This window comes from Paraburkholderia sp. JHI869 (assembly GCF_038900775.1).
GTDB lineage: Bacteria > Pseudomonadota > Gammaproteobacteria > Burkholderiales > Burkholderiaceae > Paraburkholderia.
In genome coordinates this window covers 105,602-128,061 of record NZ_JAYMSC010000023.1, presented here as the reverse complement: position 1 = coordinate 128,061, position 22,460 = coordinate 105,602, and the positions used below count along the sequence as shown (strand labels likewise).

General features: G+C 63.7%; 21 protein-coding genes and 1 pseudogene. 15 read left to right on the top strand and 7 right to left on the bottom strand.

Annotation, left to right across the window (positions count from 1 at the left end):
• Position 1: 1 nt before the first annotated feature.
• The gene (locus VSR72_RS31050; RefSeq protein ID WP_342956088.1) at positions 2 to 1,159 is read right to left on the bottom strand and encodes a metallohydrolase; all 1,158 of its coding nucleotides are present in this window, start codon (positions 1,157 to 1,159) and stop codon (positions 2 to 4) included.
• 249 nt (positions 1,160 to 1,408) lie between these two features.
• Positions 1,409 to 2,350 carry a hypothetical protein gene (locus VSR72_RS31045; protein WP_342956087.1) on the bottom strand — a complete coding sequence of 314 codons (942 nt, stop codon included), beginning with the start codon at positions 2,348 to 2,350 and terminating at the stop codon, positions 1,409 to 1,411.
• A gap of 165 nt (positions 2,351 to 2,515) precedes the next feature.
• On the opposite strand from VSR72_RS31045, the gene VSR72_RS31040 reads away from it, so the two are divergent.
• From VSR72_RS31040 to VSR72_RS31030, 3 genes are read left to right on the top strand one after another with little or no spacing between them, the layout of a single operon-like run.
• Positions 2,516 to 3,106, top strand: coding sequence for a hypothetical protein (locus VSR72_RS31040; protein ID WP_342956086.1), 591 nt, complete (start codon positions 2,516 to 2,518; stop codon positions 3,104 to 3,106).
• On the top strand, positions 3,103 to 3,495 hold the full coding sequence (locus VSR72_RS31035) for a hypothetical protein (RefSeq protein WP_342956085.1): 393 nt from the start codon (positions 3,103 to 3,105) through the stop codon (positions 3,493 to 3,495). Before VSR72_RS31040 ends, VSR72_RS31035 begins: the two co-directional genes overlap by 4 nt.
• Entirely contained in the window at positions 3,492 to 4,325 is an 834-nt protein-coding gene (locus tag VSR72_RS31030) for an ImmA/IrrE family metallo-endopeptidase (RefSeq protein WP_342956084.1), read from the top strand. Before VSR72_RS31035 ends, VSR72_RS31030 begins: the two co-directional genes overlap by 4 nt.
• A gap of 530 nt (positions 4,326 to 4,855) precedes the next feature.
• On the opposite strand, the gene VSR72_RS31025 is transcribed toward VSR72_RS31030, so the two are convergent.
• The 3 genes and pseudogenes from VSR72_RS31025 to VSR72_RS31015 all read right to left on the bottom strand — a co-directional run bounded on the left by VSR72_RS31025 (position 4,856) and on the right by VSR72_RS31015 (position 7,951).
• Entirely contained in the window at positions 4,856 to 5,158 is a 303-nt protein-coding gene (locus tag VSR72_RS31025) for a hypothetical protein (protein ID WP_342956083.1), read from the bottom strand.
• A 333-nt stretch (positions 5,159 to 5,491) separates the two neighbouring features.
• Positions 5,492 to 6,253, bottom strand: a pseudogene (locus tag VSR72_RS31020) (thymidylate synthase); the annotation flags it as partial.
• A 312-nt stretch (positions 6,254 to 6,565) separates the two neighbouring features.
• Positions 6,566 to 7,951, bottom strand: a complete 1,386-nt coding sequence (locus VSR72_RS31015; protein ID WP_342956082.1) for a sigma 54-interacting transcriptional regulator — start codon at positions 7,949 to 7,951, stop codon at positions 6,566 to 6,568.
• A gap of 547 nt (positions 7,952 to 8,498) precedes the next feature.
• On the opposite strand from VSR72_RS31015, the gene VSR72_RS31010 reads away from it, so the two are divergent.
• The 9 genes from VSR72_RS31010 to VSR72_RS30970 all read left to right on the top strand — a co-directional run bounded on the left by VSR72_RS31010 (position 8,499) and on the right by VSR72_RS30970 (position 17,380).
• Positions 8,499 to 9,044 carry a hypothetical protein gene (locus tag VSR72_RS31010; protein WP_342956081.1) on the top strand — a complete coding sequence of 182 codons (546 nt, stop codon included), beginning with the start codon at positions 8,499 to 8,501 and terminating at the stop codon, positions 9,042 to 9,044.
• Positions 9,045 to 9,166: 122 nt separating this feature from the next.
• Complete coding sequence (locus tag VSR72_RS31005; RefSeq protein WP_342956080.1) at positions 9,167 to 9,667, top strand: hypothetical protein; 501 nt, start codon at positions 9,167 to 9,169, stop codon at positions 9,665 to 9,667.
• On the top strand, positions 9,664 to 10,293 hold the full coding sequence (locus VSR72_RS31000; protein ID WP_342956079.1) for a hypothetical protein: 630 nt from the start codon (positions 9,664 to 9,666) through the stop codon (positions 10,291 to 10,293). The genes VSR72_RS31005 and VSR72_RS31000 overlap by 4 nt, the downstream gene beginning before the upstream one ends.
• A gap of 27 nt (positions 10,294 to 10,320) precedes the next feature.
• Positions 10,321 to 11,898 (top strand): cell wall anchor protein, encoded by a 1,578-nt coding sequence (locus VSR72_RS30995; protein WP_342956078.1) that lies wholly within the window; start codon positions 10,321 to 10,323, stop codon positions 11,896 to 11,898.
• Positions 11,899 to 12,045: 147 nt separating this feature from the next.
• The gene (locus tag VSR72_RS30990) at positions 12,046 to 12,735 is read left to right on the top strand and encodes a C39 family peptidase (protein ID WP_321962722.1); all 690 of its coding nucleotides are present in this window, start codon (positions 12,046 to 12,048) and stop codon (positions 12,733 to 12,735) included.
• A gap of 13 nt (positions 12,736 to 12,748) precedes the next feature.
• A complete protein-coding gene (locus VSR72_RS30985; RefSeq protein WP_342956077.1) occupies positions 12,749 to 13,594 on the top strand; it encodes a peptidase C39 in 846 nt (281 codons plus the stop codon).
• A gap of 155 nt (positions 13,595 to 13,749) precedes the next feature.
• Positions 13,750 to 15,240, top strand: a complete 1,491-nt coding sequence (locus tag VSR72_RS30980) for a hypothetical protein (RefSeq protein WP_342956076.1) — start codon at positions 13,750 to 13,752, stop codon at positions 15,238 to 15,240.
• A 16-nt stretch (positions 15,241 to 15,256) separates the two neighbouring features.
• The gene (locus VSR72_RS30975; RefSeq protein ID WP_342956075.1) at positions 15,257 to 16,786 is read left to right on the top strand and encodes a sigma-54 dependent transcriptional regulator; all 1,530 of its coding nucleotides are present in this window, start codon (positions 15,257 to 15,259) and stop codon (positions 16,784 to 16,786) included.
• Between the two features lie 96 nt (positions 16,787 to 16,882).
• Positions 16,883 to 17,380 (top strand): dihydrofolate reductase, encoded by a 498-nt coding sequence (locus VSR72_RS30970; protein ID WP_342956074.1) that lies wholly within the window; start codon positions 16,883 to 16,885, stop codon positions 17,378 to 17,380.
• Between the two features lie 84 nt (positions 17,381 to 17,464).
• Here the strand turns inward: VSR72_RS30970 and pmbA are convergent, their stop codons facing one another.
• Complete coding sequence (gene pmbA / locus VSR72_RS30965) at positions 17,465 to 18,835, bottom strand: metalloprotease PmbA (RefSeq protein ID WP_342956073.1); 1,371 nt, start codon at positions 18,833 to 18,835, stop codon at positions 17,465 to 17,467.
• A 276-nt stretch (positions 18,836 to 19,111) separates the two neighbouring features.
• Between pmbA and yjgA the strand changes: the two genes are divergently transcribed.
• Together yjgA and mog are read left to right on the top strand one after the other, a co-directional pair.
• Positions 19,112 to 19,726, top strand: coding sequence for a ribosome biogenesis factor YjgA (yjgA, locus tag VSR72_RS30960; protein ID WP_342956072.1), 615 nt, complete (start codon positions 19,112 to 19,114; stop codon positions 19,724 to 19,726).
• Complete coding sequence (gene mog, locus VSR72_RS30955) at positions 19,713 to 20,336, top strand: molybdopterin adenylyltransferase (protein WP_233882353.1); 624 nt, start codon at positions 19,713 to 19,715, stop codon at positions 20,334 to 20,336. The genes yjgA and mog overlap by 14 nt, the downstream gene beginning before the upstream one ends.
• A 77-nt stretch (positions 20,337 to 20,413) precedes the next feature.
• Here mog and orn read toward each other — a convergent pair whose 3' ends face one another.
• The gene (gene orn, locus VSR72_RS30950; protein ID WP_342956071.1) at positions 20,414 to 21,043 is read right to left on the bottom strand and encodes an oligoribonuclease; all 630 of its coding nucleotides are present in this window, start codon (positions 21,041 to 21,043) and stop codon (positions 20,414 to 20,416) included.
• 112 nt (positions 21,044 to 21,155) lie between these two features.
• On the opposite strand from orn, the gene VSR72_RS30945 reads away from it, so the two are divergent.
• Positions 21,156 to 22,433 carry a M48 family metallopeptidase gene (locus VSR72_RS30945; protein ID WP_342956070.1) on the top strand — a complete coding sequence of 426 codons (1,278 nt, stop codon included), beginning with the start codon at positions 21,156 to 21,158 and terminating at the stop codon, positions 22,431 to 22,433.
• Positions 22,434 to 22,460: the final 27 nt, after the last annotated feature.

Genomic DNA, 22,460 nt, shown 5'->3' with positions numbered 1-22,460 from the left:
CTTAGCCGTGCGACAAGGGCTTCGAGCCGAACGCTGCGGCGGCACCAGCCGCTGCAGGGGCCACCGCAACCTTCCATTTCGCCTTGACGCCACCCGACATGACTTCGAACACCATCGGCTCGGGATTCTTCTCGTTGGGATGGGCCGAGGTGTTCACAAACTTGCCCGAGGCCTCCTTCGCGATAGCTTCGTACTCGCGCTTCGCACGGATGCAAGGCGGGTCATTGTCGTCGTCGAGAATCAGGTTGCTGCTGGCGACGATGTAAGCGCCCGCACGCGTCTGCGACAGCGCTTTGCGCGCGTCGGACGACACTTCAGCGTCCTCCTTCTTCTTGCTCCAGCTGTGCCACGAGAGCGTGTGCCACGAGCAATGGTGAGGCGTCGACAGCAAGTCGTACTCGAGCGCCGTCGTGTCGTCCTTGTGGCGTTTCCACTGCTTCTCCCAGATGTACACCTCTGCATCGCCGCCCGACAGGAACTTCACGGCGTCCGAGACTGCTCCCGTGCCGATGGAGTAGTTGATGATAATGCTCGACTCGTTCTTCGAGAGTTCATCGGCATCGTGCTCGTCGTCAGCAGGCATCGGCGCCAGAAGCAACGCGCTGAAGTTCTCCTGCTCTTTCCCGGCCACCGCCGTGATGCGCTCATCGGTCTTAACGACGATGTCGAGAATGTCGTCGGTCTTGCCGTCCGTGTCCTCGCCCATAATCAAGATGCGGTCCCCATCTTCCAGCTCCCCTTCTTCGCGGAAGAGCGCAACGCGACGCTTTGCTTCCGTGTTCCACGCGCGCGCGTCGTCGCTCAGCGTGTGGTACTTCGAAGCGCGGCGGAATACGAGCGGCGACGACCACATCTCGTGGATGACGATTTTCGACGGCTCGCCCTTCGTCGGATAGTCCGTCAGCGAGCCCAGATAGAAGTGCTCGCGCAAGCCGCGGCAGTGGTCCTGGTCCGGATGGCTCAGCACCATCACATCCACATACGGGCGTCCTTCCTCGTCAACGGCAAGTTTCTCGCGCAAATCCTTCAGCACGTCGCGCACACCGTCGCCGGGCTGCCGGATGTTGATGTCGATAAGAATCGTCCGGCCGCTGGACAATTTGATAAGCGTCATGTCCCCATTGCCCACGGGGAAAAAGGTGATTTCTGGCGTTGCCATGGGTGACATCCTTCAAATAAGTGCGTGAAAACGCCGCCAACCATTGACGGCAACTTTTACCGCTCAAGACAGATGAATCATATTACCAAAAAACACAACATATAGAATAATTTAAACCATATACACTACATATTGTGCCACATCGCAATATTTCTTTCATTTGAAAGGAAAATTGCGATGCGGACGGCATCACACTGGTCAATTCGACCGTTTGCAGAGCATCCGAGCGCGCGCGACGCACGCATTCGCCTACGCAGCGCTTGCTGACGGGCGAGCCAGGATTTCCGCCAACGTGTCGAACCAGTTGCGGTCGTGAATCAATCGCGCGTCGTGCGCCGATGCCGACAGGATTTGCGCCTTCGTCATCTGCGAGACGATTTCCCAGCTCGCATGAGCGAGCACATAGGTGGCGTTGTTGGTGAATCGGCTTTCCAAGATGCAAATACCCTTGCGCGGGAAGCCGAATACGACGTAGTCGTCGAATCCACCCAAACCAACGGCGATGAATTCCGGGCTGTATTTGCCAACTTCCTTGAAGCGCGCCGCGACCACTTCGCGGCTCTTGCCGCGGCTCTTTTCGATGACGGTCTCAAGTGACGGCCACGCGGTCTGCCAGGGGTTCTTCCCCGGCGGCAAGAGCTTCCAGTTGAGACGGCGGACCGGCACATCCACCGACGAGCTCATCGACGCGTCGAGCACCTCGAATGAGCCGAACTGCTCGACGAGCATGTTGGCCGTGTTCGTCGCAGCGGCCGTTTGCGCATCCGTACGTTTGAACGGGCCGGCCACAACGCAATGCGCGCCGTCGGGGTCTACCGAGACAACGACCTCGATGGAATACGGCGGAACTTTCGTGCGCGGATAGCGGTAGTACGGAACATCCTTGACCTCCGTCACCTCGACCTCACGGTCGCCGTGACGCTGCGTATACGTCCAGCTAATCTGGCGGTACGCAGTCTCTTTCTCCTGGTCGCGATGAACAATGTCGAAGCCGTTAGCGTTTCGGCGGCTCGCCGCGCCGCGCGCCGGCGGCAGCACACGCTCGCCGACGACCAGCGGGCGCGAAAAGCCAAGCGCCGCTAGGCGAGCGGCATGCTCGGGGCGCACGCGCACGCCGAGGTAATATTTCTTGGCTTCCGGCAGATGCGACAGGTAACGATTGATGTCGCGCGTCTTGCGTTCTACTATCATCGGATTTGTCCTCGCTCATCTGGAGCGGCGAAGCGCCAAATGCTTCGCCCACACCTTGTAAGACTCTCCAGAACGACCGCGCGGACGTCTCAACAAAAATTTTCTTCGGCAGCGTCCGTAGAGCGCTCCAGGAGAGTCTTCACCGTTAAGGGGAGTTCGGGAGCTATGAGAGAAGCCCTCGACACTGACGACCGCCTGAGTCCGGCGGAGGTCAAGCAGGAACTGGAAAATATGTCGCCGGCCGATTGGGTCCGCGTCGAACGGATTGCCAGGCGAGCGTTCGCTGGTGTCGGTGCCGATTCGCACGAGGACCTGCTGCAGGAAGCTTGTGCAAAGCTTCTCGGCGGAGAGCGGGTCTGGCATCGGGGATATCCGGCAGTACCGGCTATCGCATCGGTCTTAGACAGCATGGCTAGTAACGCTCGCAAGCGCGAAGCGAACGGTCCAATCGACGGGCACACCGTTGTGGAAAGCACCGACGTCATGGATTCGACCGACCTGCTCGTCCGTAACGTTGAGCCAGTTCAGACGCTCACCCCCGAGGTCGCGACATCCGATGCCGAGCAAGCCGCTCGCGTCGAGATGCTGCTCGCAGATGATGCGGAAGCAGCGTTGGTCGCCTGGGAATGGGCTGCAGGAAGACGCGGCAAAGAAGCCGCAGAAGCGCTACAAATGGACAAGAATCAGTATGAGGCCGCCCGTAAGCGGTTGGCCCGGAAACTCGAAACTATGGAAGACGAAAGGAGGAACGGATGAGCGCATCGCGCAAGCCACAGTTCTCGTCGCGCTTTCTCGAGTCATACACGTACGAGCTGATGTCGATGTCCGACGAGGAAGTCCTCGAAGGTGAGGATATCGACGCCGTCAAGCAGCGCGCTACCAACCGCATCGCAGCAGCGAATCAAGCCGCTGGACGCAAACGAATGGCAGCAGCTAAGGCGGCTCGTCAGCAGAGACAACATGAGCCCGATGTTACGGCTTCTGCTGTGTCGTTAGACGAAGTAAAGGCCTACATACGCGAAGCAGCGAACGACGGTCAGGTCACCCTCGCCGCTCGTCAACTCAGCGAAATGTCAGAAACCGACGCTCGACGGCTCTACGCTCAGCTCAAGCAACTTCGAGATGGACGGGGAGAAAACCATTGACTCCCGGCCAGCGCGCGGAAGCACTGGTATCCGAGTTTGGCATCTCATCCCCATCGGAACTGGACGTTGAAGCCATCGCCTACGACGCGGGCATGGATGTTCGTTATGAACAGCTTGATGGTTGCGAGGCGACACTCGTAGGGGTCAAGAACCAGGCAATCGCGACTATCAGGCCGTCAGGCAACCGCGGGCGCGAAAGGTTTTCCCTCGCACACGAACTCGGGCACTGGAATATGCATCGCGGGAGGTCGTTCCGATGCCGCGTCGATGACCAGAGTACAAACTTAGCGTCCGACGCGTCACTGGAGAAGGAAGCGGACAGCTACGCCGCGCATCTGTTGATGCCACGCTACCTGTTCGAACCCGCCATCCGCTCGGGAGCAAAAATCCCGACGTTCAAGCACATCGGGGACGTAGCTCAAGCGTTCGAAGTCAGCATCGCAGCTGCCATCATCCGCATGGCCGAGGTGGATTCACTGCCTGTAATCGTCGCCTGCTATGACAAAGCGGGAATACGCTGGCGTGCATTCGCCCCTCATGTTCCAAGGCGTTGGCGCCTGGTGCAGACACTCGACGAAGACAGCTTTGCGTACGACATCGTCAATGGAGTCAAATCCACGCAAGGCTCCGGAAAACAGGAAGCGCCAGCGTGGTTTTCCAACGATGAAGCGGCCAACTACGAAGTCCACGAGAATTCGATACCCGGTCGCCCGGGTGAAGTGCTGGTGATGCTGTACATGGGCGATACAAATATGTTCGAGTCACCGTACGAGCGCGAGCCCGAACGCCGCTACCAAGATGTTCCGAGCTTTGGAAGGCGGTCGCGCTAGGCTACAAAAGGGACGCTCGCCCTAAAGGCACCTCCGCCGGCCGCCTGACCTGCTTAGTCGTCCAGGCTCCGGTCCAGCGCATTAAGGTGCGCAGCAAGAGACCCTGTTCGGTCAAGCTCACTCCAGCTACGCAGGAGACCACAGCCGGCTGACTTCCCGCGACGTTCCGCCTCAACGTATTCGGAAACGTCCCACACCGACGGCTCCCAGCGGGCCATTGGAGACGTAAGGCATGGTGTGTCACGATACGTCGCAACCTCCGCCGTCGGACAGGTCCCACTCGTCGTTTCTTGAGCGCTAACGCGCCGGCCAGCTGCCATCGCCCGCTTCAGCACACTCTCCACATCGCAGTGACGCATGCCACTACCAACATAGAATGCGAGCATCGTTGTGGACCGATGGCCCAGCATCACCGCTACATCGTCGAACGGATGTTTCATCTCCCGCCTCTCGATTGGAATGAGGCTTGAAGCGTAGGTGCTGCACACAGAGTTATCAACCACGTCTAATGGGGACGAATCGTCAGTCGCTCATTCGAAGCCACCTCGCTTCAAGAGACCCACGGCTTCCATGAAGCCGACGCCAAACAGATGCATCACTAGGTCAACAGCGCCTCCACCGCCCTTTTTCGCGCGCGTGTCATAGAACTTCGCGCCCTGCAGCAGTAACTCGAAGTCTCTTCCTCCCGCCCGCACGTGCCATCGCTCAGTCGCAACTGAGGTAGTAGGCTCGAAGGTGACGTCGCGCTTTGCATGGTCCGCCACCGCGACGACGACTCTCACAGATTCGAGACTTCGCAGGCGTTCAAGTAGTTGTGGCGGCAAAGGACTCATAGGTGCCCCTATCTAGCGGTGGCTCGATAGTAAGGCAAAGTGGAACGCCCACCATCTCCACGCGTTCGGCAAGATAATGTTGTATGCACATATTACGCTCTAGCTGTGGATTGCCAGGGCTTGCTGAACTGAACTAGAGTTTGAGCGGAGCAAACGGTGTTGAGTAGCAGTCTTTCAATATTTGAAAGACGAGTAGCGCTGTTCTACTAAGCTTGGAATGCGACGAGGTGAGGTACAGCTAGCTGGTACTTTTTGAGAATGTACCGGAAGGAAAACGGCTGGAAGCTAACGTCAGTGGTAGGTTGGTACAAATTCTGGTTCGCGAAACAGCTGCGCGTCGCCAATGAAGTACGTGAACCAGCGCGGCGTATAACCCGTCAGACGGCCCACGAGGTGCAGCAGCACGGCGCCCTCGGTCAGGTTGAACGGCGTGCCGAGGCCCACATCGTTGCTGCGGATATAGAGGCACAGCGAGATTTCGCGCTTCGTCGGGTTCGGCAGGAATTGATACAGCAGATGGCAAGCCGGCAGCGCGATTTCTTCGAGCACCGCCGGATTCCAGCCATGAAACAAAATTCGACGGTCGGACGGGTTGCTCATGATCGTGTCGAGGCACTGGCGCAACTGGTCCACCGCCTTGTAGAGCAGCACCTTCGAGCGTCCGTCCTCGGTAAATTCTGCCACGCGCGCGTAGCCGCGCGATTGCGCGTCGGCGAGCTGTGCGGCGGCATCGGCATCGAGCACCTTGTAAGCTGGCCAGCGCCGCCATTGCACGCCATACACGTCGCCCAGGTCGTCCGTGCCTTCGCGGTACGGATTGGCCAGCCACTGCGCGTTCTCATTTGCGTTGGCGTCCCAGACCTTGCAGCCAAGCGCCCGGAAGTCGGCGGCGCTGCGCGAGGCGCGCAAAAATCCGATCAGCTCGCCCACCGCCGACTTGAACGCCAGCTTCTTCGTCGTCACCGCGGGAAAGCCTTCCTGCAGGTCGAAGCGCAGCATGGCGCCCGGCTGGCTGATCGTGCGAATGCCGGTGCGGTTTTCCTGCCAGGTGCCGGTGTCGAGAATCGAGCGGACGAGCTCGAGATACTGTTTCATGCGCGGTTCCCTCGTCGGGCACGTGGCGCCCGGTTCGGATTCAGGATGGAAAAAGAGGATTTTACCCGGCGCGCGCGTCCCGGGTCGGCCGCGCCGAAAGCGCGAGCCCATCACGTAACGGTGACACAAGCGGGGACACGGGCGGAACGCCCGCAGGACGGGCTACGATGCGCCCAAGCAAGCGCTCGCGGCGCAACGCGGCGCAGCGAGATGAAACGCCGTGGCAATGGCCCGGCAAAAGCGACGGCGCGCGGTCAATGCGCGGAGCACGAAAGCGCCGGTCGCCTGAATCGACCTCAACCAGCCACCGCCTCAACCGCCCGAAACCAGGCCGCCCGGATGCGGCGCGAGCGGCTCGCTCTCCATATGGCGCATGCCATGCGCGCACAAGAGCCGGTACAGCGTCACGCGCGAGATGCCGAGTTCCTGGGCGGCGTCGCCAAGACGGCCGCGGTGGCGCAGGAGCGCGAGTTCGATGGCCTGGCGCTCGGCGGCTTCGCGCGCCTGGGCGAGCGACACCGGCACCACCTCGACGTAGTCGCCGAGCTCGAGATCGCGCGCCGTGATCGCACGGCCCTCCGACATCACGATGGCGCGCCGCACGCGGTTGATCAGCTCGCGCACGTTGCCGGGCCAGCTATAGTTGTGCAGCGCCGCGATGGCGTCGGGCGAAAAGCCGCGCAGACGCCGGCTGCCGTCCTTCTTGAAGCGCTCGAGCATGTGGCGCGCAAGCAACTCGATGTCCTTGCCGCGCGCGCGCAGCGGCGGCTCGTCGATCTGCAGCACGCACAGGCGGTGATACAAATCCTGGCGGAAGCGCCCTTCCACCATCGCCGCACGCATGTCGACGTGGGTGGCCGAGATGATGCGCACGTCCACAGGAATCGACTGATGGCCGCCCAGGCGCTCGATCTTGCCTTCCTGCAGGAAGCGCAGCAGGCTTGCCTGGCTTTCCATGGGCAGGTCGCCAATTTCATCGAGGAAGAGCGTGCCGCCATTGGCCGACTCGACGCGTCCGACCTTGCGCTGGCTCGCGCCCGTAAACGCACCGCGCTCGTAGCCGAACAGCTCGGACTGCAACAGGTGCGGGGGAATGGCGCCGCAATTGATCGGCACGAACGGCGCGCTACGGCGCGCCGAGCGCTCGTGGATCGCGACAGCCGTGAGTTCCTTGCCCGTGCCCGACTCGCCCGAGATGAACACCGGCGCGTCGGTCAGCGCAACCTTGCGGATCGAGCGGAACAGCGCCAGCATCGCCTCGCACGAGCCCACCATTTCGCCTTCGCTGCCGCCCGTGGTGTCGTTCGAGGCGACTTCGCCGAGCGAAACCATGCCATACGCGTGGCCGACGGAATCGACGATACGGTCGCCGTTCCAGGGGACCGTTACGTAATCGAAACAGTAATCGCGCACCAGACGGCGCAGCGTTGCGTCCTGCAGTTGCCCCGTCGTGGCCGCAGCGACCCAGCCGACGTTGGGCAGCGTGAGGCACGGCTCGAACGAGCCGATTTCATGCAGATGAAATTCGCTGGAAAGATCGAGCAGGCCCCCCGCGGGCATACCTGCGCGAAGCGCCCGCCGCGCGTCCCGTGCGTTGCCGACGATTTCCACCTGCCAGCCACGCTCGTGGAACCGCTCGTTCAACGCTTCGACCGGTTTTCGCGTCACGTACACCAATTGCCGCGTTGCAGGTTCCATTATTCAGATCCTCTTGCCAACACCATCGTTTGGGAATGACGGCACGCACCTGAATGTACAGACACGCAGCAAAAAGCGTCTTTCGCGTACCTGAAAAAACAGTGAACGCGCATGCTTTTGCTGACAGTGAATCCCCGAGTTGTGGCGTGTGTGTCAACTTGCCCAGTTGCGGGCTTTTTGTTTTAGGCATTACGGCTTTTTCTGAAGCTTACTATAGCCTCGTGGCACTTGGATAGAATTTATGCAATAGGAATGGATAAGGGACCGATGGAAATGTTTCCATCGCTTTCCGGGCATTTTGTCAGTGCAGAAATAATTACGGATGTTTCCATTCTCTGATTAGTTAAGCGTCTGGCGCGCAAACGTTCTCCTTTGAAACCATATGGCTTTCCAAACGGGTTTAAACGGCCTCACGTTTCAACGCTGAAACATTTTGGCGAATATCCGCCATTCAAATTTTGCAGAGAATAGTGCGGTTCGAAGCGTATCAATGGATTGCGGGCGATGGCACACGTTTCGCTAAATGTCTCGCACCAGGAGATACGCCATGCGACTCAACATCCAGCAGGTCCGGCGCAGTGTTATTGGCTATGGCAGCGCATGTGCCGCCATGCTCGTTCCCGCCGCCCTCCTCGTCCTCTCGCCCGGTGCTCGCGCACAGGCACTGGACGATGCGCCTGCCGCGCCAACCGCGGTTGCCAGCGTCGCGAACGCCGCCCCGGATGTCGTTCCTGCAACACCTTCGGCACTCGTTCCCGCCACGCTCGAAGTGAGCGCGCCGGCCGGCGACGCCAGCTCCCCCGCCACCGATTCGACCAGCGCCGCGGCCGCTGGCGCCCATGCCCCGGCCGACCCCGTCGCCTTCGGCAACGACGGCGTCTTCGCGGGCATCGGCTCTCTCGACGACCAGACGCTTGCGCACCAGCGCGGCGGCGCCGTCGGCATGGTCATGGTGGCCGCCACGCCGCAACTGATGCGCGGCAACAACAGTGTGACGCTCTGGGACGAAATCGCGCCGCCCGCGCCGCTGCCGATCCCGGTCGACGCCACGCAGAACGCGCAGGGCAACATCGCAAGCTACGTCAGAAAGTAACGATGAGATAGCACCCGTGCCGCTTGCGGCGCGGTGTCCGGTTCGCGGCGCAGCGCGCGAAGCCAGGGCAAATGGACCGGACGAGGCGCCTGTACGCCGACTCCGGCCAGGAGGAGACCGGCATGAGAACACGTAACTCGACGCGCGGCGCAAGCCGCCGCGCAGTCCAGGTCGCCGCCGCCCTGTGCGGCGTCCTGGCGGCGAGCCTCACGGCGGGCGTGGCCGCCCAGCAGGTCACGAACCCCGGCGACGTCATCGTCGAACGTGACATCACACCGCGCAGCGCCTTCGACAACGTGCCGAAGACTCAGGACCCGGTCCTCGTGCGCGCCACGACCTTCCCCAAGAACAGCTTCGACCCGGCGATGGCGACGCTCGTCACGGACACCGACCTCACCAATGCGCACGGCTCGAGCGGCGTGAACACGAACGGCGCACTGAGCGCGCAAACCGCTGGCGTCCAGGCGCTCACCCGCATTCTCACGGGCAGCGCGACCGGCGCGAACGTGGCCGCCGGACCCGGCGCGAGCGCCGGCGTCGGCGCGGGCCTCGGCGGCACGATTTCCTCGACGATCACAGGCGCGCTCGCCCCACTCACGGGCGCCATGGGAGGCATGAAATGAGCCGTTCGATCCAGACCTCACGCGCGTTGCGCGCGGCGCTTCCCGGCGCGCTCGCCTGCGCCGCCGCGCTCGCCTTCGCCAGCGCCGCACACGCTCAGGTGACGGTCGGCGCGACGGCGAGCATTGCCCCCGGCGCGGCGACTTCGACGACGGGCGCGCTCGCGGTGAATGAAACGGCGGGTCTCGACAACGCGCAGGCCAACCAGCTGACGATCACGACCGGCAACGTGTCGATCAACGTGAACGGCGACGACCAGCTCGCGAGCGTCACGGCGCGGCTCAAGGGCGCGAGCGCGACGATAGGTGCAGGAGCTTTTGCGAACACGAACGGCGCAATGATGGTGAATCAGTCGGCGGGCGTGGGCAATGTCCAGCGCAACACTGCTCTCATCAGCAGTGGTGCGATTGGTGCGGTGGCGGTCTCGGACGGGGAATTGTCCGCGGCGGCTGCCCAAAACGGCGGTCATGGGCAAACGGTCCAGGCAGGGGGTATTCGTGAGGTACGCATCGACAACGCGGCTTTCAGGAATGCGACGGGCCTCGTGCAGGTGAACCAGACAGCCGGCGCCGGTAATGCTACGGCAAACAGTTTTGTGCTCCGTCCCCCGGCGGGCACTCTTTTTTAACTGACCACTCAGTATCGGAGCGAAATCATGAAGCGCACCCTCATAGCAGCGGCAGTTCTCGCGTCGGCGGTAGGCTCCGCTCACGCAGCAAATTCGGCGTATCTCTTTAACGCCACAGGCGTAACCCAGTACGTCGGCATCGAAGGCTTCGTCACGCTGTTCGGCTGCGTCTCGGTTTCGAGCACCGCAGGCGCCGTCATCAACAACAACCAGACGACCGGTGGCGGCACGCTCCTTCCGCAGGCGCAGAGCTACAACAGCGGCAAGATCACCACGACAGTGAACAACACCACGTGGAGCGTGACGGGCACGGGCAGCAACTCCTTCTCGAAGTCATCGAGCTCGAGCGAGTCGAGCAGCTCGTCTTCGTCGAGCAGCTCGTCGCACTCGCATCAGGTCAATGCGTCGAACTCGAAGAGCTCGTCGAGCAGCTCGAGCTTCGGCAAGACCTTCAACGCAAGCGTGAACGCCGACTATCACGTCGCGACCGACAATGGCAGCACGCATGACCACACGACCGCCAGCACCTATAGCGACACGGGCAGCGCGGCCCTTGGCACGAGCTACAGCAGCGTAGGCAACAACACGTCGACGAAGTCGCAGAGCGGCAATGGCAGCCTCCAGGCCAACGCATCGTGGTCGCACACCGGCAACCGTCGGAACGGGTCGGCTGGCATCGACCTCAGCGGCTCGGAAAGCACGTCGCACACGACGACCAACTCGCACAACAACAGCGACACGACGAATGTCGGCGCGGCCTGGTCCGTGAACAACAACAAGAACACGAGCAACAGCTCGACTACCGCCAATACGGCTCATGCCGACGGCACGGTCAGCGCCGCGCTTTCGACGAGCGTGAACGGTACGAGCGAAAAGTCGAAGAACTCGTCGAGCACGTACGCTTCCATGTACAGCAGCTCGAGCTCCAGCTCGGATTCGCATAGCCACTCCTCGTCGCGCAGCTCGAGCTCGAGCAAAAGCTGGGGCTATAACGTGAGCGACTCGCTCAACACCGTCGACGAGCACACCACAGGCTCCGTCACGCAGCACATCAACACGCAACAAGCGGGCACGCTCGACGCCAACACCGGCAGCGGCGCGGCAACCGGCGTGACGGGCAACCTCGGCGTGAACATCGCGGAAGGCATCAACAACGCGCAAAGCAACGATGTGGCGCTCGCTTCTGTCGACATGGGCAACGTGTTCGGCAACGCGCAGATCTTCAACACGCAGGCATCGAGCGGCAAGGCCACGGTGAAGAACTTCAACCTGAACGCGTCGGTCGGGGACGGCTCGCTCGCGAACGTCTCGGGCAACGTCGGCGTGAACGTCGCATCCGGTATCGGCAATGCGCAGAACAACAGCCTCGCCGGTTCCGTGACGACGGCAACGCCGGGTGCCTACTCGACGGTTGCAATGGTCGCGACGGATAACAACGTGCAGAACGCGGGCATGAACGCCACCGGCCAGTTCCAGGGTACGGCCAGCCTCGGCGCCAATACGCTCACCGGCGCGCAAGGCAACATCGGCGTGAACATTGCCGGCGGCATCGGCAACCTGCAGCACAACGGCATGGCAATCGCCGCGATGAACAACGGCCACTAGGCACGGCTGGCAGCACCGCAGGAACTGGGCTCGTCCCAGGCAGTAACGCAGCAAGCAACGCGCGCCGGCTGTCCCACCGCGGCCGGCGCGCAAACCAGAAGGCAGGAGACCACCATGTCCGGGCCCGTTTCGACCCCGGCGTCAAGGATGTTTGTGCTCGCGCTGACGCTCACGGCCAGCGCGGCCCTTGTGCCTGTGCATGCGCAGCAGTCGACGCTCGACGCGACCCACCTCATCGGCGTGCCGGTGAAGCTTCCGGTCCACTCGATGCGTGACCTGCGCTATCGCAGCATCGTCAGCCAGCAGTATGACTACAGTTGCGGCGCCGCCGCACTCGCCACGCTGCTCAAGTACGGCTACGGCATCGACATCCCCGAACCTGAGTTGATCCGCCAGATGATGGTGTTCTCCACGCCCGAGGTGGTCGTCAAGAACGGCTTCTCCATGCTCGACATGAAGAAGTTCGTCGAGACGATCGGCTTGCGCGGCCGCGGTTTTCGCGTCAACACCGACGCGCTCTACCACCTGCAGATTCCCGTGCTGGTGCTCATGAACATCGATGGCTATGAGCACTTCGTGATCGTCAAGCACGCCGAGAACAGCCGCATCTTCATTGCGGACCCCGCGCTCGGCAACCGTATCGTCGCCGAAGACGACTTCGCCAAGACATGGAACGGCCTCGTCTTCGCGGTGCTCGGCAAACCGTTTCTGGAGGATTCTCCGCTGTTGCAGAACAACGAGTCGCTCGCGCTCAAGCTGCGTGAAAACGCCTTGCTCAATGGCACAGCTGCGACTCCCTTCTTCGAATACGGCCTCGATAAGGCCGTCATGTTCTGAAGTCCTAAGAATCATGAAACGCAACCTCTCACAGTGTGGCATCGCGGCAGCCGTCTCCGCGCTCGCCTGCGCTTTTTCGAGCGGTGCGCTAGCGGCCGATGGCGTCGGCTTGCCGCAGCCGGTGCCGGCGTTTCTCTCGAACGCCGATGGGCAGGCCCAAGGCATCCGCTGCGAAGCCGTCGGCGACGACGTGCTCGCGCATCAGACCGGCAAATATGCCGGCAGCGACATGATTTCCGGGTTCGTTCTGAACCTGGTTTCTCAATGGCAATTGCCAAACGGCGCGACGGCAGTCGCGCAAGGCGCGCTCGCGGTCGCCCAGAACGCGGCCAACCAGGTGAGCGCGCAGGTGAAGACGTATGCAACCGTGATCGACCCCGCACAGGGCGGGACCACGGGCGCAAATGGCGGCGCCAACCCGAACGCGACGGCCACCGGCGGCCAGAACGTTTCGGTCAACGGCGTCTCGCAGATCACTCAGGTGGCCGGCAATGGCAACACGGGCGCCAACGCCGCAACCATCTCCTATGACAACAACGCGCCGCAGCTCGCCAATCTGCCAGGCGCCACCAACCAGCCGAGCGCGTCGGCATCGAACGCGACCGGCAGCATAAAAGCGGGCATCTCGTTCGGCAGTAACGGCGTGAACGTCACGCTGCAAACGCCGGCGGGTATCGCCACGCAAAACATCATGCCTGGCAACGCGCAACAGGCAGGCGCGATCGCCCAGCTACTCCAGGTCGCAGGCAATAACCAGCAGGTCGCCAACCAGTTGCAACTGAGTCTACAGACGCAGCAGATGACGTCGCAAATGATCCGGCAGACAGGCGTATTACAGGCTCTGCGAAATCTGCACTAACCGAGGACTCTTAACGAGACACACCACCAAGGAGACCACCACGCGGGCGAGGACCCGCGCGAGAAGCAGCACTTTGAAAGAGGAGCATCGACGTGCGCGGGCATGGGACCAGGGGGTTCCAGTTGGCGCCAGCATTCGATCCCGGGGGAAGAACAATGAAGATGATGTCAAGGGCGGCCGCGCCACACGTGACGCTGGCCGCCATCCCAGCAGCCGTTTTACTATTCGCGCTCTCGCAGTCCGCCCATGCGCAAGCGCTACAAAGCCAGTCGATCGAAGACCGCCTGAATACGCTCATGCGGGTGGTGGACGAGCAGCAGCGGCAAATCCAGTCGCTCGAGCGCCAGGTGACGAACCTCGAAATGGCGCAACGCGGTCGCGGCATGCCGGGCACGGGCGCGCCCGACGCCGCATCGGACGCAACGGTCGCCGAACAACCGGGCGCCGACGGTCTGCCTGTGCCCCTGCCGCCGCTCGCCCAGGCGCTGCCGGGCGCGACGGCGCCGGGTGCGCTCACCGGCACGGCCACCGGCGTGCCGGTGAACCCGCCCTCGCCCGACGCCGGCTCGACCAACGGTGCAACCGGCACCGCGGCCGCGAGCGGGCCGCAGCAGGGCGCGCCGGTTGGCGTGAACCCCAACAATGGCAGCCCAACTGTGGGCGAGACGCAAAAGAGCGCCGAGCCCTCCCGCACGCAAGCCGAGGAAGCGGTCGTGCAGCGCGAGCATGCGCCGCTCTTCGACCACAAGCTGACCTTGGACTGGGGTATCAGCGACAGCTACTACGATCGCCGCCAGCTCCAGCTCTCGGGCTTTCTCGCGCTCGACGCGATCTTTCTCGGCAACATCAACCTGGGGCAGACCAAGTCGCACCAGATCACCGCCGACCTGGACACGCGCTACGGGCTCACCGACCGCATGAGCATCGATGTGGACGTGCCTTACGTCTACCGGCACAGCACCTTCATCGTGGGCGGCGCGGGCGGCTCGGCCAGTACGCTCACGGATGCGTCGGTCAATTCGAACGCGATCGGCGACGTGAACTTCGGGATCTACTACCAGTTCCTGAAGGAAACCAACAGCATTCCCGACGTGGTCGGCAGCCTGCGTGTGAAAACGGACACCGGCACCTCGCCGTTCGGCATCAAGGTGCAGCAGATCACGCCCGACAACACCAACCTCGTCGCCCCCAGCAAGCTGCCCACGGGCACGGGCTTCTGGAACGTGACGGCCGGCCTCTCGATACTGAAGACCTACGATCCGGTGGTGCTGTTCGGCAGCTTCTCGTACACGTACAACATCTCGCGCTCGTTCGCCGACATCTCCTCGGTGATCGGGCAAGTCGAGCCGGCCGAAGTGAAGCTCGGCGACATCATCCAGTTCGGCGGCGGCGTCGCGCTCGCCTTCTCGGACAAGGACTCGGCGAGCATTTCGTACACCATGGCCATCGAGCCGCAGTCGAAGACCAAGCAGCCGGGCGGTGCGTGGACCGGCGTGCCGGGCAGCGAGACAACCGCCTCGGTGCTCAACTTCGGTCTGAATCACGTGGTCAACAAGCACTTGACGATCAACGGCGCGGTATCCGTCGGGCTCACGCCCGATGCACCGAACTTCGTCGTCGGCGTGCGTTTCCCTTACACCTTCTGATGACATGAGGCCCATCGTGCGCGAATCCTCACATCTGGGCGCCACTGTGACACCGCTCGCCGGAGCCGGCCAGCGTCTCGCCGTGAGCGGGCCGCCGCACGCCGGCGATGTCTCCGACGCCGGCCGCGCGCACGATGCGAAGCCCGAGGCGGGTCTCGATCGCACCTTGCTGTATGTCGCGCGCGCGCCCGACCCGCTGCTCGGCGCGTACCTGAAGAGCCGCGGCTGGGACATCGCCACCGCGCGCACGGTGCACGAAGCGTCGCGCCTCGTGAAGCCGGACGCGGCCTATGCCGGCATCGTCGATCTCACGGGCTTCGCGCCGCGCGAGTTCGCGGGCCTCGATACGATCCTGCGCCTGCAGCAGGTGGGATGGATCGCGCTGACCGACGACTCGCGCTTGACCGACGCCGAAGTGCGGCGCCTGATTCGCCACTACTGCTTCGACTACGTGCACGTGCCAGTCGCGCACGCGACGCTCGACTACCTCGTGAGCCACGCGTTCGGCATGGTGTCGCTGTGCGATCTCGACGCGCCCGGCGCCGCCACGGCGAGTCAGGACGAAGACGAGATGGTGGGCACCTGCGAGGCGATGCAGCAGCTCTTTCGCACGATCCGCAAGGTGGCCAACACCGACGCCACCGTGTTCATCTCGGGCGAATCGGGCACGGGCAAGGAGCTCACCGCGCTCGCGATCCATGAGCGCTCCGCGCGGCGCAAGGCGACATTCGTGCCGATCAACTGCGGTGCGATCCCGCACCATCTTCTGCAATCCGAACTGTTCGGCTACGAGCGCGGCGCGTTCACGGGCGCGAACCAGCGCAAGATCGGGCGCGTCGAATCGGCCAACGGCGGCACGCTCTTCCTCGACGAAATCGGCGACTTGCCGCTCGAAAGCCAGGCAAGCCTGCTGCGCTTTTTGCAGGAAGGCAAGATCGAGCGCCTGGGCGGCCACGAGCAGATTCCCGTGGACTTGCGCATCATTTCGGCCACGCACGTCGATCTCGAGGCGGCAATGCGCGACGGACGCTTTCGCGCCGACCTCTTTCACCGCCTGTGCGTGCTGCGCGTGGACGAGCCGCCGCTGCGCGCGCGCGGCAAGGACATCGAAATTCTCGCGCACCACGTGCTGCACAAGTTCAAGCAGGACAGTGCGCGCCGGATTCGCGGCTTCACGCCCGACGCCATCGAGGCCCTGTACAACTACAACTGGCCGGGCAACGTGCGCGAGCTGATCAACCGCGTGCGCCGCGCGATCGTCATGGCCGAAAGCAAGCTGATCTCGGCGGAAGATCTCGATCTCGCGCACTTCACCGCGCAGCAGACGGTCACGCTCGCGCAGGCGCGCGAGGCCGCGGAGCGGCGCGCGATCGAGGCGGCGCTCCTGCGGCACCGGCACCGGCTCACGGAAGCCGCTGCCGACCTCGGCATCTCGCGCGTGACGCTTTACCGGCTGATGGGCACGCACGGCCTGCGCGACGAGAAAACGATATTCGACGGCGAAGCGGAGAACCAGGCGGAATTGCCGCCCGACGTGCCGGAGTAAAAGGCACGATGCCGCAAGGGAAGCGCGCCGGGGCGCCCGGCGCGCTCAGGTAGAATCGCTGCGAACAGCTTACAACCTCGCACCTCTACCCTTTCGATGACGACGCTCACCCTCATCGTCGCCCGCGCCCGCAACGGCGTGATCGGCCGCGACAACGCGCTGCCCTGGCGGCTCCCCGAAGACCTCGCGTTCTTCAAGCGCACCACCATGGGCGCGCCCATCATCATGGGCCGCAAAACGCACGAGTCGATCGGCCGCGCCTTGCCGGGCCGCCGCAACATCGTCGTGACGCGCGACGCGGGCAAGCGCTTTCCCGGCTGCGACACCGCCACGAGCCTCGACGAGGCGCTCGCGCTCGCAGCGCAGGACGAGGCGCCCGCGGCGTTCCTGATCGGCGGCGCGCAGCTCTACGGCGAAGGACTCGCGCTCGCGCACGAACTCGTGGTGACGGAAATCTCCGCTGACTTCGAGGGCGACGCCACCTTCCCTGCGCCCGACCCCGAGGTATGGCAAGAAACGTCGCGCGAGACGCTGCACGCGAATGCGCCAAACGACTTCGACTTCGCGTTCGTGCGGTACGTGCGGCGGGATTGATCGACGGGGCGCGCAACCCGACGCCCAAAAGCACAACGGCACGCCAAGGCGTGCCGTTGTTCATTGCGCCTGCGCAAAGACCGCTTACTGCCCCGCCACCGTCATCCGCTCGATCAGTATCGAGCCGGTTTGACGCGTGCCGCGCGCGAGCGTATCCGCGCCCACGGCGACGATGTGGTGGAACATCTCCTGCAGCGTGGAAGCGACCGTGATTTCCTCCACCGGGTACTGGATCTTGCCGTTCTCCACCCAGAAGCCCGACGCGCCGCGCGAATAGTCGCCCGTCACGAAATTCACGCCCTGCCCCATCAGCTCAGTCAGCAGGAGACCCGTGCCGAGCTTTTTCAGCATCTCTTCGAAGTCGTCTTCCGGCTTCGTGAGCGAGCTCTGGAACTGCAGGTTGTGCGAGCCGCCGGCGTTGCCGGTGGTCTGCATGCCGAGCTTGCGCGCCGAATACGACGACAGGAAATAGCCCTGCACGATGCCGTCCTTCACCACTTCGCGGCGCTGCGTGCGCACGCCTTCTTCGTCGAACGGCGCGCTGCCGGCCGCGCGCGGCACGTGCGGGTCCTCGACGACCTGAATGTGCGGCGCGAAGACCGGCTTGCCAAGGCTGTCGACGAGGAACGACGTCTTGCGATACAGCGCGCCGCCGCTCACGGCCTGCACGAACGCGCCGAGCAGGCCGGCGGCGAGCGGGGCCTCGAACAGCACCGGCACCTTGCGCGTGTCGAGGCTGCGCGCGTTCAGGCGCGAGAGCGCGCGCTCGGCCGCATAGCGGCCGACGGCTTCGGGCGAGGCCAGTTCAGCCGCGTTGCGCCGCGAGGTGTACCAGTCGTCGCGCTGCATGTTGCGGCCAACGCCCGCGATAGGCGCGCAAGAAACGTAGTGGCGCGAATACGGATAGCCGTGCATGAAACCGCCCGAGGTGGCGAGCACGAACTGCGAATGCTGCGCCGAAACGCTCGCGCCTTCGGAATTCTTCACGCGCGGATCGACAGCGAACGCGGCGTCTTCGGCGCGGCGCGCGATGTCCACGGCTTCGTCGGCCGAGAGATTCCACGGGTGATAGAGGTCGAGGTCGCGCGGCGCGGTTTCGAGGAGTTCGCGTTCGGCGAGGCCCGCGCAGTCGTCGTCGGCGGTGAAGCGCGCGATGTTGTACGCGGCCGCCACCGTGTCCTTGAGCGCCTGCGGCGAAAAGTCGGAGGTGCTCGCGTTGCCGCGCTTGTTGCCGATATAGACGGTCACGCCGACCATCTTGTCGCGGTTGTGCTCGATCGTCTCGACCTCGCCGCGGCGCACGGAGACGGACAAGCCGTCGCCTTCGGAGATCTCGGTGGCGGCGTCGCTCGCGCCGAGCGCGTTGGCGTGCCGCAGGATGTCTGAGGCGATCTCCTTCAGCTCGTCCTGGGTGTGCGGGAAAAAGCGTTGCCGGGCTTCGATGTCTGCTGCCATTGTCGTTACGGTCCGGTTCTGGGCCACGCGTTACCGTGGCCCGCTGGTGTCGTGATTCGCTGGTGTCGATTCGGGTGCGATGCAGGTGCTTCGGAACGCGCTGCGTTCACCGAGCGCATCCCGCGATCATAGCAAGGTATGTGAACACGCATCACAGGCACTATCGTTGCCCGAATCATCGAATCAACCTGCGCGTCGACGCTCGCACCGCCATCGGACCGCCGTTCGCCGGCTTCCAGCCCGAGCCGCGCGCCCACGCACGCTACAATACGCCCCATGAAACGCAAAACCCGCATTCAACCGATGAACGACGCTGTCGCCGAGCCGGACGACAACGGCTACGATCGCCCGAGCAAATCGCAGCTCAAGCGCGACATGGAAGCGCTCCAGGAACTCGGCCAGGCCCTCGTGGAACTGCCCAAAGACGCGCTCAAGCGCATGCCGATGACCGAAGACCTCGCGGACGCCGTCCACGAGTGCCGCCGCATCACCGACCACGAAGGCCGTCGCCGCCAGCTCCAGTATGTGGGCCGCATGATGCGCGGCCTGACCGAAGCCGAAGTCGCCGCGCTGCGCACGAAGTTCGAAGAGCACCGCGGCGTGAACAGGGCCGCCACGGCACGGCTGCACTGGATCGAGCGCACGCGGGAAAAGCTGCTCGCCGACGACGCCGCGCTCACCGAATTCATCCGCCAGTATCCCGCCGCCGACCCGCAGGAAGGCCGCACGCTGATTCGCAACGCGCGCCGCGAGCAGGAGCAGAGCAAGCCGCCGAAATCCTTCCGCGAGCTGTTCCAGTGGATCAAGGACGCGAGCACGCAAGGCGCGGGCGACGCTGACGACCACGACGAAGAGCGCGCCGACGAGGACCGCGAAGATGACGAAGCCTGAGCGCAGCCATCCTGATGAACTCGTGATCGGCCTCGTGTCGGTCAGCGACCGAGCGACGAGCGGCGTCTACGAGGACAAGGGCATTCCGTCGCTGATGGAATGGCTCGGCAGCGTGCTGAAAACGCCGTGGCGCGCCGAAACGCGCCTGATCCACGACGACGCGGCGACGATCTCAGCCACGCTCACGGCGCTCGTGGACGGTCTGGGATGCGATCTCGTGCTGACGACAGGCGGCACCGGCCCCGCGCGGCGCGATGTGACGCCCGAGGCGACGCTTGCGGTGGCGACAAAGGAAATGCCGGGTTTCGGCGAGCAAATGCGCCAGATCAGCCTGAATTTCGTGCCGACGGCCATTTTGTCGCGCCAAGTGGCCGTGATCCGCGAAAACGACGACCACGCGGCGCTCATCATCAACCTGCCGGGGCAGCCGAAGTCGATCAAGGAAACGCTGGAAGGCCTGCGCGACGATCAGGGCGCCGTGAAGGTGCCGGGCATTTTTGCTGCGGTGCCGTATTGCATCGACCTGATCGGCGGCCCGTATATCGAGACCGATCCGAACGTCGTGGCGGCGTTCCGGCCCAAGAACGCGCAGCGAGCGCCGCGCGCGTAAGACTCAAACTTCTACGACATCGCACGACGCGGCGGCAACGGAACGAACCCGCCGCCGCGTTGCCTTGTGCGATCGGATCAAAGCACCGGACCGGCCTCGCCTGCGCCCACGTCCGGCACGATGCCCGGCGCCGGAACGAGGAAGTGCTCGCGGTAGTACTTCAGCTCGTCGATCGACTCGTGGATGTCGGCGAGCGCCGTGTGCATCGCGCGCTTCTGGAAACCCTTGTAGATGGTCGGCTGCCAGCGGCGGCACAGCTCCTTGAGCGTGCTCACGTCGAGGTTGCGGTAGTGGAAGAAGCGCTCGAGCGTGGGCATCCAGCGGGCCATAAAGCGGCGGTCCTGGCAGATCGAATTGCCGCACATCGGCGACTTGCCCGGCGGCACGTACTGCGAAAGAAACGCCATGATCTGCTCGGTCGCGCTTTCTTCCGTCACGCTCGAGGCGCGCACGCGCTCGGTGAGGCCCGAGCGGCCGTGCGTGTTGCGGTTCCATTCGTCCATGCGGTCGAGCACCGACTCCGGCTGATGGATGGCCAGCACGGGGCCTTCCACGAGCTTGTCGAGCGTCGAGTTCGTGACCACCACGGCGATCTCGATGATGCGGTCGTTGTCCGGATCGAGGCCCGTCATTTCCATATCGAGCCAGATCAGGTTCATGTCGGTGCGCTCGATGAGCGGCGCGCCGGCAGCGGTAATGTCAGTCATGAAGGGCAACCCGGAGAGCGTTAGAAGCGCGGCGCGTACGCGGCATCGACAGGATGCGATGCCCGGCCGGCGAGAACATATAATTGTCGCATAGATACCACGGACTTCCTGGATGCCTAATCTGTCCCCCTCCCCTGCGCTGTACTTCAGCGTGCTCTTCGTCGTGGCCGTGCTTGCCATGGTCGCGACCAAGCTCTGGCTCGCGTCGCGCCAGATCCGCTTCGTGGCCGCCCACCGCGGCGCGGTGCCCGCGCAGTTCACCGCGACCATCCCACTCGCCGCGCACCAGCGCGCCGCGGATTACACGGTCGCGCGCACGCGCCTCGGCATGATCGAGATCGTGCTCGGCGCCGTGGTGCTGATCTCGCTCACGCTGCTCGGCGGCGTGCAGGCGCTGGACCTCGGCATTTCGGATGCGATCGGGCGCGATTATGTGGGCCAGATCGCCCTGATCGGCGCCGTGCTCGCCATTTCCGGCGTAGTCGAACTGCCGCTCGACTACTACCGCCAGTTCGTGGTCGAGGAGCGCTTCGGCTTTAACCGCATGACGAAACGCATCTTCATCATGGACCGCATCAAGGGGCTCTTGATCGGCGCCGCGTTCGGCATTCCGCTTCTCTTCGTCGTGCTCTGGCTCATGAAGCAGGCGGGCAGCTTCTGGTGGCTCTGGACGTGGGCCGTCTGGGTCGCCTTCCAGATGCTCGTGCTGGTGCTATACCCCACCTTCATCGCACCGCTCTTCAACAAGTTCGAACCGCTGCGCGACGAGGCACTGCGCTCGCGCATCGAGGCGCTCATGCAGCGCTGCGGCTTCGCGGCCAAGGGACTCTTCGTGATGGACGGCAGCCGCCGCTCCGCGCACGGCAACGCGTATTTCACGGGCTTTGGCGCGGCCAAGCGCATCGTGTTCTTCGACACGCTGCTCGCGCGCCTCTCGGGCAGCGAGATCGAGGCGGTGCTCGCGCACGAACTCGGCCACTTCAAGCGCCGTCACGTGATCAAGCGCATGGTCGTCACGTTCGCGATCAGCCTTGCGCTGCTCGCCCTGCTCGGCTGGCTCTCGCAGCGCGTGTGGTTCTTCGAGGGCCTGGGTGTGCGCCCGTCGCTCCTCGGCGGCAACGAAGGGCTCGCGCTCGTGCTGTTCTTCCTCGCCGTGCCCGTGTTCCTGTTCTTCGTCACGCCGCTCGGCAGCCTCTCCTCGCGCAAGCACGAGTTCGAAGCCGACGCCTTCGCCGCCACGCAAACCGACGCGCAGCATCTCGTCAACGCGCTCGTGAAGCTCTACGAGGACAACGCGTCGACGCTCACGCCCGACCCGCTCTATACCGCGTTCTACTACTCGCATCCGCCGGCTTCGCAGCGGATCGACCGACTGCTCGCGCACGCATGAACCGGCGCGCAACGAAAGCCGCCGGCA